This is a genomic window from bacterium, assembly GCA_029210545.1.
Taxonomy (GTDB): domain Bacteria; phylum BMS3Abin14; class BMS3Abin14; order BMS3Abin14; family BMS3Abin14; genus JARGFV01.
The window spans coordinates 1-12569 of the sequence record JARGFV010000061.1 but is presented as its reverse complement, the minus strand read 5'-3'; the positions used below and the strand labels follow the sequence as shown (position 1 = coordinate 12569).

The 12569-nt window shown below is 57.0% G+C and carries 11 protein-coding genes, 2 tRNA genes and 1 pseudogene; all 14 read left to right on the top strand.

Annotated features, from left to right (window positions below):
* Nucleotides 1-227 precede the first annotated feature (227 nt).
* The 14 genes and pseudogenes from P1S46_07870 (at nucleotide 228) to P1S46_07805 (ending at nucleotide 12313) form a co-directional block, all read left to right on the top strand.
* Entirely contained in the window at nucleotides 228-764 is a 537-nt protein-coding gene (locus tag P1S46_07870; protein MDF1536401.1) for a CDP-alcohol phosphatidyltransferase family protein, read from the top strand.
* A 59-nt stretch (nucleotides 765-823) separates the two neighbouring features.
* Complete coding sequence (locus P1S46_07865) at nucleotides 824-2137, top strand: hypothetical protein (GenBank protein ID MDF1536400.1); 1314 nt, start codon at nucleotides 824-826, stop codon at nucleotides 2135-2137.
* A gap of 224 nt (nucleotides 2138-2361) precedes the next feature.
* Nucleotides 2362-2436 (top strand) — tRNA-Val (locus P1S46_07860).
* Nucleotides 2437-2599: 163 nt separating this feature from the next.
* A complete protein-coding gene (gene thrS, locus P1S46_07855) occupies nucleotides 2600-4531 on the top strand; it encodes a threonine--tRNA ligase (protein MDF1536399.1) in 1932 nt (643 codons plus the stop codon).
* On the top strand, nucleotides 4515-5048 hold the full coding sequence (infC, locus tag P1S46_07850) for a translation initiation factor IF-3 (protein ID MDF1536398.1): 534 nt from the start codon (nucleotides 4515-4517) through the stop codon (nucleotides 5046-5048). The genes thrS and infC overlap by 17 nt, the downstream gene beginning before the upstream one ends.
* 18 nt (nucleotides 5049-5066) lie before the next feature.
* Entirely contained in the window at nucleotides 5067-5264 is a 198-nt protein-coding gene (gene rpmI / locus P1S46_07845) for a 50S ribosomal protein L35 (GenBank protein ID MDF1536397.1), read from the top strand.
* A 52-nt stretch (nucleotides 5265-5316) separates the two neighbouring features.
* Nucleotides 5317-5682 carry a 50S ribosomal protein L20 gene (gene rplT, locus P1S46_07840; GenBank protein MDF1536396.1) on the top strand — a complete coding sequence of 122 codons (366 nt, stop codon included), beginning with the start codon at nucleotides 5317-5319 and terminating at the stop codon, nucleotides 5680-5682.
* Nucleotides 5683-5689: 7 nt separating this feature from the next.
* Nucleotides 5690-6361, top strand: coding sequence for a TrkA family potassium uptake protein (locus tag P1S46_07835; GenBank protein ID MDF1536395.1), 672 nt, complete (start codon nucleotides 5690-5692; stop codon nucleotides 6359-6361).
* Between the two features lie 524 nt (nucleotides 6362-6885).
* Nucleotides 6886-7899 (top strand): phenylalanine--tRNA ligase subunit alpha, encoded by a 1014-nt coding sequence (gene pheS / locus P1S46_07830; GenBank protein ID MDF1536394.1) that lies wholly within the window; start codon nucleotides 6886-6888, stop codon nucleotides 7897-7899.
* Nucleotides 7900-8115: 216 nt separating this feature from the next.
* Complete coding sequence (gene pheT, locus P1S46_07825; GenBank protein MDF1536393.1) at nucleotides 8116-10164, top strand: phenylalanine--tRNA ligase subunit beta; 2049 nt, start codon at nucleotides 8116-8118, stop codon at nucleotides 10162-10164.
* 240 nt (nucleotides 10165-10404) lie between these two features.
* Nucleotides 10405-10680, top strand: a pseudogene (locus P1S46_07820) (integration host factor subunit alpha).
* Between the two features lie 56 nt (nucleotides 10681-10736).
* A complete protein-coding gene (locus P1S46_07815) occupies nucleotides 10737-11111 on the top strand; it encodes a MerR family transcriptional regulator (protein MDF1536392.1) in 375 nt (124 codons plus the stop codon).
* A 266-nt stretch (nucleotides 11112-11377) separates the two neighbouring features.
* A complete protein-coding gene (locus P1S46_07810) occupies nucleotides 11378-11953 on the top strand; it encodes a response regulator (protein ID MDF1536391.1) in 576 nt (191 codons plus the stop codon).
* Nucleotides 11954-12236: 283 nt separating this feature from the next.
* Nucleotides 12237-12313: transfer RNA gene (locus P1S46_07805), tRNA-Pro, on the top strand.
* The last annotated feature ends 256 nt before the right edge of the window (nucleotides 12314-12569 follow it).

Here is a 12569-nt window from a genome sequence, read left to right as displayed (position 1 = left end):
TGAGGAAAGGGAAAACGACGCTTTTCCCTTTCCGTAGAGCCAAAGTCCCGCCCGGACTTTGGCGAGGCTATCAGTAGACGATCCCCCGGATCGTCACAGCGCCCGTGGTGGGCGCCCGGATGGATGACTGTGGGCTGTGTCATCTATCCGTGAGGAAAGGGAAAACGACGCTTTTCCCTTTCCGTAGAGCCAAAGTCCCGCCCGGACTTTGGCGAGGCTATCAGTAGATGAACCTTCCTAATGCGCTCACCATCATCAGGATCCTCCTGGTCCCCCTGTTCCTCTACAAGGTGATCCAGGGCGAAACCGTTTTCGCCATTGTGGTCTACGTGACCGCGGCCGTCACAGATGGTCTCGACGGTTTTATCGCGAAAGCCTGGAAGATGCAGACGAAGCTGGGAACGTTCCTGGATCCTCTGGCTGACAAGATCCTTGTCGCCACCTCGTACCTGACCCTGGCGGTGCTGGAGATGATACCCTTGTCGCTGGCGATCACTGTCCTGAGCAGGGATATCATCATCGCTCTGGGAAGCCTGACCATCTACCTTATGAAAGGGGACCTGACCGTCCGACCTCACCCGGTGGGAAAGGTAACGACCTTCTTCCAGTTCCTGTACATCCTTCTCGTTCTTTCAGCAGCCGTGCAGCTTTCATCACCCTGGTTCGTTCGGACCCTTGGTCCGATGGCTGTGATCACCGGGATCCTGACAGTCACCTCGGGAGCGATCTACATCCTCGACGGCTTGAGGTCCCTCGAGGAGTGATGGACTCGCAATATGGCTACCAGGAACCCTGCAGGAGACATTTTGCGAGGGTGCAAAAAATGAACCCGGTGCGCCTCCCATCCCTGGCGGCACTCATCCTGCTGCTGTGCCTGCCGGTTCAGGCAGCCTGGGCCGATGTGGTCACCGTGAGAAGCGGGATAGGGACGGCCTGGCAGCGCAACCGGGATACCAATGAAAATACACGTTACGCCTCTTTGCTGACCGAGGTGTCGTACCGTTCCCCGACCGTTGAACTGTCCCTCGACATGCCGCTGAGGTGGAATGCGGAGAAGTGGGAACTGGACAGGGATATCTGGTCCAGGGAAGGTGATCCGCTGCGGCCTGTCAAGACCTTCCTGTACAGATCCCCGACGGGTCTCTGGGAGGCGGGCCTCGAACTTCTCCACTCCTGGACACCGGGTCAGGGGTACCTGGTCCGGGGTCTTTCCGGGGCAGGGGAGACCGACTACGCTCTTCCGGGGTTCCGGTTCCGGTGGGCCGGGGAACGCACACGGATCGAGGCTGGTGTGGACCGTCCCGTCGATCCTACCGTCCAGGCCGTCGCCATCTCCTATCGCCTGTCCGACAGGGTTTTACTGAACCTTGAAGGAGCGCTGGATCCGGGAGCCCCCCTGTCCTTTGCGGGGACCTTCGAGAACGGCCGACCCAAAACCGATGACACGGATCCTGTTGCCGGAAGTGCCGCAGGGCTGGAACTGGTGCTCCGGGAAGGGCGCTCCATGGATATCTCAGGGGGCGGGCACGTCGGGAAGCTGGGGGATGGGGCCGAGGGGGTGGGCGGCGACCTTTCGGTTTCCGTCGACTTTTCGTCCTACTATCGCAACCGGCTTCAGGTGAAGGTCGCATCGATCCAGTGCCGCGGCGGCTACGTTCCGGCCTGGTTCGACGGTATCTATCCTGTCCAGCGCTGGGGGGTCGACGGGCAGCCCCTGCTGGCTCTTTACCCTCTGGATGGGACGGCTCCCGACCGGCAATTGGACTCGATGGAAATACGGTATGACCTCGGCGAACTATTCAGCCTCAAGGGCGGGATCGAACGGTTCGACGATAATTCCATGAGCAGGGCACGTTTCGATATCGGTTTGCGGGAAGAATCCGGACGGGGGCTCGAAGCGACCATAATGAGCCGGGTGGATGGTCCCGACGGCGTACTGTTCGCCGTGGATTCCAACCTCTACAGTTCAGCGAGCGCTCTTTATGACCTTTCCCCCCATCTCCTTCTGAAGCTGACTTTCACGCACTCCTGGGCTTTCGATGAGGAACTGGCGGGCCTTGATCCCCTCGACCCCCTTGCGGGCCTCGTTCCCCTCAACTCCGCCGTGCTGGGACTGATGTACGGCATTTCATTCTGACCTCGATGGTCAGAATGAAATGAGTGGATAGTATCCAGTAGTAAGAATTCAGTAACGAAGCCACACATATTCCTGCTGGGAAGAACTATGGAAAAACCAGGCTTAATCTGGCTACTGAGTACTGAATACAGTCAAGCTTTAAGTAACCTGTTTGACCACTTGCTTAAACTGACGAACAGCTTGACAATCTGCCCTCCAGTTGTTAGTTAAATTCCCTGTTCTGTAGGCACGTAGCTCAGTGGGAGAGCACTGCCTTGACGCGGCAGGGGTCGGCGGTTCAATCCCGCCCGTGCCTACCACGCTCTCCTCAAACCATGGCATCCCGATAACTTGAGATTGGGATGCCTTTTTGTTTACAGTTCACGGTATACGGTTTACAGTCAGACCGCAAAACCGTTTGACGATCTGAAATACTGTGAACTGTGAACTGATAACCGGAAACTGCTACCGGAGGTAACACCCTTGAAGATCACATTTCCAGACGGGACCAGCCGGGATTACGACAAAGGAACGACCCTCGCCCAGATCGCCCAGTCCATCGGATCGCGGCTCGCCCGTGAGTCTGTCGCCGCTTCGGTCAACGGGGTTCTCGTGGACATGAACACCCCGGTGGACGAGGATTCCGAGGTCCGGTTCGTGACCTTCAGGGATGAGGAAGGTGCCGACGTCTTCCGGCACAGCTCTTCCCACGTCATGGCCCAGGCGGTCAAAAAACTTTACCCCGACGCGGCCCTGGCTATCGGTCCCTCTATCGAGGACGGCTTTTACTATGACATCGATCTGTCCGAAAGCATCAACGACGACGATCTGAGACGGATCGAAGAGGAAATGGCAAAGATCGTTTCCGAGAAGATCCCCTTTACCCGGGAAGTGCTGCCCAGGGACAGGGCCATCGCGCTTTTCCGGGGGCTCGGCGAGACCTACAAGGTCGAAATGATCAACGAACTTCCGGACGACACCGTCTCCATTTACCGGCAGGGGGATTTCGTTGACATGTGCCGCGGACCACATGTTCCCGACACAGGGTACGTCAAGGCTTTCAAGCTCCTCCATACCGCCGGGGCCTATTGGCGCGGAAATGAGCATAACAAGATGCTCCAGCGGCTCTACGGGACTTCCTGGTCGGACAGGAAGGACCTCAAGGCGTACATTGAGCGCCTGGAGGAGGCCAGGAAGCGCGATCACAGGAAGCTGGGAAGGGAACTGGGCCTTTTCAGCATCGAGGAGGAGGCCGGACCCGGACTCGTTATCTGGCATCCCCGGGGAGCCCTGTTGCGCACCATCCTGGAAGATTTCGAAAAGAGGGAGCACCTGAAGAGGGGGTACCATATCGTCATGGGCCCGCAGCTTCTCAAGGCCGACCTGTGGAAAAAATCCGGTCACTGGGACAACTATCGCGAGAACATGTACTTCACAGAGGTGGAAGGGGTCCAGTACGGTATCAAACCGATGAACTGCGTGGCCCACATGCTCATCTACAAGTCCTCCATCCGCAGTTACAGGGACCTTCCCCTGAGATATTTCGAGCTGGGTACAGTCTATCGGCATGAAAAATCGGGCGTCCTTCACGGCCTTCTTCGCGTGCGCGGGTTCACACAGGACGACGCTCACATCCTGTGCACGCCGGACCAGCTCAACTCGGAGATCCGGGGGGTCATCACCTTTATCAAGGACGTCATGGCGGTGTTCGGGTTCGAGTACGAGATGGAGATATCGACCCGTCCTGAAAAGTCCATCGGTTCCGGGGAGGATTGGGACCGCGCCACCGGAGCCCTCAAGCAGGCCCTTGACGATGAGGGGATCGGGTACAAGATCAACGAGGGAGACGGAGCCTTTTACGGCCCCAAGATCGACGTCATCCTCAAGGACGCCATCGGGCGCATGTGGCAGTGCGCCACCGTGCAATGCGACTTCGCCCTTCCTGAAAGGTTCGAACTCGAGTTCGTGGGGGCCGATGGGGAGCGTCACAGGCCCATCATGCTTCACCGGGTCATCCTCGGCTCCATCGACAGGTTCCTGGGAGTGCTTATCGAGCACTACGCGGGCGCTTTCCCTGCCTGGCTGGCACCGGTCCAGGTCAAGTTATTGACAATAACCGACAGGAGTGCTAACTATGCTCGTTCCGTGGCGGAAACGTTGCGGGAAGAGGGTTTCCGGGTTGAACTCGACCTCCGAAATGAGAAGATCGGGTACAAGATCAGGGAAACACAACTCGAAAAAGTACCGTACATGCTTGTTATAGGGGATAAGGAAGTCGATACCGGTGCGGTTGCAGTTCGCCACCGGGAAGACGGCGACAGGGGAGTTTTGTCCCTTGACAAGTTTATTGAAGGGGTGAGGAGCGAAATGGCCCCCCCCGTCATCAAGCGCAAGGAGGATCGAAATAGGAGCTGACAAGAAGGTAGCTGTCAACCGGATGATCACCGCCCGGCAGCTCAGGGTTATCGGGGCCGATGGTGAGCAGTTGGGCATCATGGAGAAACATAACGCCATTGCGGCGGCTGAGGATCTCGGGCTCGACCTGGTTGAGGTTGCGCCCACATCCGATCCTCCGGTTTGCCGGATCATGGATTACGGAAAGTTCAAGTACGAACAGAGCAAGAAAGCCCAGGTTTCCAAGAAAAAGCAGAAGATCATTCAGGTCAAGGAGATCAAGGTCCGCCCCAAGACCGACAGCCACGATCTCGAGACCAAGGCAAAACACGCGAGAAAGTTCCTGAGCGAAGGGAACAAGATAAAGGTGACTGTCCGGTTCAGGGGCCGGGAGATCGTGCACACCGACAGGGGTTATCTGATACTGAACAAGTTCATGGAGCTGCTCCAGGACGTCGCCTCGGTGGAATCGCCCGCAAAGATGGAGGGGCGCAACATGATCATGGTGCTGACTGGCAGCGCTCAGCAGCAGGGATAACAGAGAACGGAGAACGAGATGCCCAAGATCAAGACCAACAGGGGTGCGGCCAAGCGCTTCGGCAAGACCGGTAGCGGAAAGCTCAAGAGACGCCGGGCGTACCACAGCCACATCCTCACGAGCAAGAACCAGAAACGAAAGAGACGGCTGCGGGAAGGTACCCTTGTCAGCGGCGTCGATGCGAAAAATATCAGAAAACTGATCCCCTATATATGAAAATCTGACAAGAGATTTCCGCAGATTTTTATATATCTAAAGGAGCAACAGGATGCCCAGAGTAAAAAGGGCGGTTCACGCCAGGAAAAAGAGAAATAGTACCCTTGCCATGGCGAAGGGCCACCGCGGAGGCAGAAAAAACCTCATCAGCCAGGCCCGGATGTCGGTGGAAAAGGCCCTCAGCTATGCCTACCGGGACCGGCGCACCCGGAAGCGTGATTTCCGCCGTCTATGGATCGTGCGGATCAACGCCGCGGCGAGGAATCACGGCCTGTCCTACAGCCAGTTCATCAACGGTTTGAGCAGGGCCGGCGTCGACCTGGACCGTAAGGTCCTTTCCGACATCGCGATCTACGACGACGTGGCTTTTGCCGAGCTCGTCAAGGTCGCATCCGTCAGCCTGCAGGAGAGCGCCTGATACCGGGATGAAACAGGTCGCTGTCATAGGGTTGGGCCGGTTCGGGATGAGTGTTGCCGAGAGCCTCTCTGAAAACCGGTGCCAGGTCCTCGCCATCGACAATGACATGGTTAAGGTGAAGCAAGCCCAGACCTTCGTCACCCAGGCTGTTCAGCTCGACGCCAGGGAAGCGGATGCCCTCAAGGCGGTAGGTGTGGCCGAAATGGACCAGGCTGTTGTGGCCATCGGCTCCATGCTTGAGTCGAGCATGCTTGCGACCATGGTCCTGAAGGAAATCGGGGTCAAGTACGTCGTGGCCAAGGCCGTGACGAAACTGCACGGCAGGTTCCTGGAGAAGGTCGGGGCGGACAGTGTGGTCTACCCGGAGATGGACAGCGGCCGGCAACTGGGCCGCCACCTCGCAAAACCCAACATCCTTGAGCAGGTCGAGTTCGGTGCCGACCACGGGGTGTTCGAGATCGTAGCGCCGGAAACGTGGGTTGGAAAGACCCTGGCCGAACTTTCCGTTCGGGGGAAATACGGGGTATCGGTGCTGGCAATCAAGACCGCCCCTGAAAACGCGGGGAGCGGGGTGACCTACGAGATGAACATCTCGCCCCTCGCAACGACGGTGATCTCCGGAAAAGACATCCTGCTCGTCCTCGGTCACGGGGATGATGTGGAAAAAATAGCCAAATAGCAAAAGCGATGAAGGAGAGTGGTCCTTTCTGAAGTCCGTGCCAGAGAGGGGGAGCCAGAGGCTGAAAGCTTCCCCGGCGGCAGGAGACGACCTTTCACTCCCGAGCTTCCTGTCTGAAACGGCGCCATGTCGCGGGTAGGGCAGGACGGCGGCTCACCGTTAACCGGGCCGGGCGAAAGAGACTACTGACAGGGTCGCAAATAATCCAGCCGGGATTTTTTGCTCCACGGAAAGCGAAAGCGTCCTTTCCGCTTTCCTCACGGATCAAGATACGTTGATTTTGATCCGGGCACTCCACGCGGGGTGCGGGGACCGCCTTATCGAAGTTTCTGACTGTCGCCCACCGAGTGCTCCTGCAAAGCGGGGGAACCGGGGTGGTAACGCGGAAATGATTCCGTCCCCATGGGGCGGAATTTTTGTTTTTGGAGGTAGTGAATAGTGAAGCGAGAGCAGTGAATCGTGAACGGTGAAGCGTGAACCGTGAACCGTGAACCGTGAAGAGAACCAGATGCGGAGTGATACCGATGAAACAGCAAGTCGTTCAGATTGTCGAAGAAGCAAAAAAGGCCCTCGCAGGCGCCAATTCCGTCAAGGAACTCGACGAAGCCCGTGTCCGGTTTCTCGGGAAAAAGGGTGTGCTGACTGTCCTCCTCAAGAACCTCGGCACCCTGCCGCCGGACCAGCGTCCTGCGGCAGGTCAGTTGGTCAACCAGGCCAGAAAGGTCATCGAGGATCTCCTGGCTGACAGGACGCAGGCCGTTAAAATCCGGGAGCGGGAGCGAACGGTGCAAAGCCAGCTTCTCGACATCTCCCTCCCCGGTGTCCGGTATTCCAGGGGCCATCGTCACCCGGTGACGCAGGTGATGGGAAAAGTCCTGGATATTTTCCGCGGATTGGGGTTTTCGGTCCGCACCGGGCCGGAGGTGGAGAAGGATTACTACAACTTCGAGGCCCTCAACATGCCCAAGGATCACCCTGCGAGGGACATGCAGGACACCTTTTATATCGACGAGGATACGGTCCTGAGAACCCACACCTCTCCGGTGCAGATCAGGACCATGGAGCTGGAAAAACCGCCGCTGCGCATCGTTTCCCCAGGGAGGGTATACCGGCATGACTACGACGTGAGCCACTCGCCCATGTTCCACCAGGTGGAAGGGTTCATGGTGGATGAGGGGATCGCCTTCAGCGACCTCAAGGGGGTCCTGGCGGAGTTCATCCACCAGTTCTTCGGGGACGTACCCGTTCGGTTCAGGCCCAGCTTTTTCCCTTTCACAGAGCCCAGCGCCGAGGTGGACATGGGTTGCGTGATGTGCCGTGGCAAAGGATGCCGCGTCTGCTCCGGTACGGGGTGGATCGAGATCCTGGGAAGCGGAATGATCGATCCGGAGGTGTTCCGCTTTGTGGGGCACGATTCGGAGAGATATTCCGGTTTCGCCTTCGGGATCGGCATGGAGCGGGTCGCCATGCTCCACTTCGGCATCGACGACATCAGGCTGCTGTTTGAGAACGACATCCGGTTTCTGAAGCAGTTTTGAACTGGCTGGGAAATCCAAGTTCACGGTGAACAGTTCACGGTGAACAGTACATCCAAATTTTTTAAACTGTTTATTTACAGAATCGCACGTAAATAACGTGATTTAAAATATTAACTACCGTTTGTCTGTAAATGTGGTGTTAAGGTTCATCAGAAAATAGTGTTGGACTATAAACCGTAAACAGTGAACTGAAAACTCAAACCATGAGGTTTGCCCATGAAGATCAATATCGACTGGCTCAGCGATTACTTCGAGATCCGTGAAACGCCGCAGGAGCTTGCCGACGCCTTGACCATGGCTGGACTGGAGGTCGAGGGAGTCGAGGAGGTTTCGGGGCAGACAGTGCTGGAGGTCGGCGTGACCCCCAACAGGCCCGACTGGCTGTGTCACCTGGGAGTCGCCAGGGAGGCGGCAGCCATTTTCGGCAGGAAATTGACCCTGCCGGAAACCAGGGTCACCGAATCCGGGCCCGACGTACAGGCTCTGACCTCCATCGACATCGAGGACCCGGAAGGATGCCCTCGATACAGCGGCAGGGTGATGCTTGGCATTACAATGGGTGCGGCACCGAAGGTGATACGGGAGAGGCTCGAGTCCATCGGGGTCCGGTCCATCTCCAACGTGGTGGATGCCACTAACTACGTCATGATGGAGTTGGGACAGCCGCTTCACGCCTTCGATTACAACCGCCTGGCGGAGAACAGGATCGCCGTCAGGAGGGCTTTGCAGGGCGAGGTCCTGGAGACCCTCGACGGGCAGAAGAGGGAACTGGACAGTTCGGATCTCCTCATCTGCGACGGATTGGGGCCTGTCGCCCTGGCAGGTATCATGGGCGGGTTCAACTCCGAGGTCATGGGCAGCACCACGGACCTTCTGCTGGAAAGCGCCTGCTTCGATCCGCCCATGATCCGCCGGAGTGCCCGGCGGTTGGGACTTTCCACCGAGGCCTCCTACAGGTTCGAGAGGGGGTCAGACCCCTCCGGGACGGTGAGGGCCGTCGACCGTCTCGCTTACCTGATCCACCAGTGGGCCGGTGGGGAGGTCTGCCAGGGGACCTGGGACGCTCACCCAAGGCCGGAGGAAAAGCGATCGGTTCCTTTCCGGATGAAAAGGGTCAGCGCCTTCCTGGGCGTCGAAGTGCCGGAAGATGAGACTGTTTCTGCCCTTGAGAAGCTGGAACTTGCGCCCGCAAAAGGGAAGGACGGCACCTGGTCGGTGACCGTACCCGGTTTTCGGAGGGACGTGTCGAGGGAAGAGGATGTCATCGAGGAAGTGGCGCGCCTCTTCGGCTACGACCGCATACCTGTAACAATGCCGGTGGGACGTACCGTTCCCGTCAAGACCGATCCTTTGGATTCCCTGCAGGCCGGTGTGAGGGTTTCCCTGGAGGGTCTCGATTTTTCCGAGGCGATCACCTACAGTTTCATCTCGCTCGAGGAGATCGACGAACTCGGTCTCGGGGGCGGCCCCGATCCTGTGGCCCTGATGAACCCCATTTCGGAAGATATGACTGTCATGCGGCCGAGCATCCTGCCCGGGATCCTCAAAGCGCTTAAGACCAACCTCAGCCACAGGGTGGAGGAAGTGAGACTGTACGAAACGGGCCGGGTTTTTCTCCCTTGTCCGGATTGCGAACTGCCGGAGGAAAGGCTGAGGGTCGCTGGTGTGATGACCGGGGACAGAAGCCGGAAAAGCTGGTACCGGGAGCGGACAGAGGGTGACTTCTTCGATGTGAAAGGCGTTGTCGAATCCCTTCTCGACTCCCTCGGGATCAGGGATGCCCGGTTCACGGAGATCCAGATCCCTTACCTGCAGCCGGGACAAGGGGCCTGGGTCATGGCAGGCGAGGCCTCCCTGGGAGTGGTCGGAACCATCCACCCCGGCCTCAAGGAGCGGTACCGGATCAAGGGGTGGGCCGGTGTGTTCGAACTGGACCTCCATCACCTCGTCGCGGTGGATACGAAGCGCACTTATGTTCCCATCCCCCAGTACCCGGGGGTCCTCAGGGACCTGGCGGTCGTGGTGCCCAAGGATGTGGAGCATATGAAGGTATCGTCCAGGATTCTTCAGGAAGGGAAAAACCTCGGCAAGGTCGATCTTTTTGACCTTTATGAGGGAAAGGGTATTCCGGAAGACCACAAAAGCCTGGCCTACTCGCTTACCTACCAGAGCGCTGAACGGACCCTTACGGACGATGAAGTGGACGGCAACCTCGACGTGATCGTGAAGGCACTGGAAAAGGAGTTCGGGGCCAGGCTTCGCTGAACCGGTTTATTCAGCGAAGCCTGGAGTGTAAAGTGCAGTGTGTAGAGTGCAGAGTAAGGACCGCGACCTCTTCCTGATATTGAATAAATGTATTTCTTCTGCACCACGCACCTTGCACTCTGGACTTGAAAATGATGACTGTGTTCATCCTTTTTCCCCTTGACGAAAAACCTCTTCACCCCTTAAACTACAAACTCTTGAAATTGAAGGGATTTGTTCACTGATGAGAAGGAGTGCGAGATGACCAAGGCCGATATCGTTGAGGTGGTTCACAACAGGACGGGGTTCTCCAAGAAGGAGTCATCAGAGGCGGTGGAAATGATCCTCGAGATTCTCAAGGAGGATCTCGAGAAGGGTGAAAAGGTCAAGCTTTCCGGTTTCGGTAATTTCGTCATCAGGCAAAAGGATGTCAGGAAGGGAAGGAATCCCAAGACCGGTGAGGAGATGGAGATCACGGCCAGAAGGGTCCTTACCTTCAAGCCGAGCCAGAAGCTCAAGGATCACATTAACGGGGGCTGATCCGCCGCATGCTCATCCGTTCCAGCGCGGACGCCCCGGGGCCACGGACCGCTTTGACGAATACTGTCGACATCCCCGACAAGCTCTTTTTCAAGATCGGTGAGGTGAGCCGGCTCACCGGCATAAAGTCCCACGTGCTGCGGTACTGGGAAAGCGAATTTCCCATGCTCAATCCCCCCAAGAACAGGGCAGCACAGCGCGTTTACCGCAAAAAGGACATCGAGTCCATCCTGCTCATCAAGACACTTCTTTACGACGAGAATTACACCATATCAGGCGCCCGCAAGCGTATGCGCGAGATGCGCAGCGAGGAAAAGGCGCGTGGACAGATGGACCTCTTCACGGGGGGCGGCGTGGACCGCAAGAAGATCCAGGTGGCCATCGACGACCTCGAGCGGGCCTTGAGGATGATCACGGGGAACGTCTGAAGAGAAGTGAATCGTGAACCGTGAAACCTGAGCGACGAAATATCCACAACCCAAAACATGTAACTCCAGGTGCGATAGCGCCTGGAATCCAAAGTCCAATGTAAATCCACACCAATTCTCAATTCGCAAACCTCTTTCCTCAATCCTAAATCCTCATTCCTCCAAACCTGACAACCGTAATTCCTAAATTGACAACTCTGTAAAATCTGGTATATTCGTTGTGAATATTGTGACTATTGTCAGACTTAACCGTGAGGTGACAACTCATGAATCCTAAAATCAAGGTCAAGCAGAACTACACCCCCAACGATGTCGGGGCGCTGCTGGGAGTCCATCATAATACCATCAAGAACTGGATCAAGAGCAAGAACGTGGTGGCTTTCCAGACAGTGGGGGGCCACTACCGCGTTCCGAGGCGCGAGGTTGTTCGTCTCATCAAGAACCGCGGCCTGTCAGTGCCCGAGGAACTCCAGGGCCCCATGGGGCTCGTGTACGTGGTGGACGACGACGAACTCATCCGCAGGGCCATGGATGACGCCCTTTCAGTCGATTACGAGGTTTATACATTCAACAACGGGTTCGAGGCGCTCATGCAGATCGGGCGGCTCAAGCCGGACCTCCTGGTCCTCGACATCTATATGCCCGGTATCGACGGGTTCGCCATGGTCAGGAAACTGCGCCAGGATGACAAGCTGGCCAACCTGAGGGTGATCGGCATGTCAGGCAAGGTCGTCAGCCAGGAAGATGCCCGCAAGGCCGGCTTCGACGAGTTCTACGAGAAGAAGCAGGGGTTGAAGATCATCGTCGATGCGGTGAAAGGGTACCTTGGAACAGGACGCTGACGCGTCTCTTCCAAGTTAAGTTTACGGTTTACAGTTCACGGTTTTCAGTTTCAAGCAAATCGTTCTTGGGTCCGTATGGCCCCTTTTTTCTTGCCGGCCGGTTGTCATCGCGAGGCCGAAGGTGCGCCGAAGCAATCCCGGAAATGCTGGAATAAAATACGAACTCCGCGTCTCCGCGCCCCGTGTCTCGAGTGGAATCGCGGACCCTGAAACTTATCAGCCATGGGGTTGCTTGAAATCTTGACTTAGTGGCCCATGGTTGGTAAGTTTCCCAGTCTTATTACGGGGCGTAGCGCAGTCTGGTAGCGCACCTGAATGGGGTTCAGGTGGTCGGAGGTTCAAATCCTCTCGCCCCGACCATATAAAAAAACTGGGCCGCGGTTTCGATCGTGGCCCCGTTTTTTTATATCTGGTTGCGGATGACGAACAGGTCTCTTCCCGACCACCTGAAAAGTGGTGGTTGGAGGCTTGGGGGGCCGAAGCCGGATATATATCAAGGTCCATCCTGATAGTCATGGACGTTGCTCGGCGTAGGCTCCTTCAAATCCTCTCGCCCCGACCATATAAAAAAACTGGGCCGCGGTTTCGATCGTGGCCCCGTTTTTTTATATCTGGT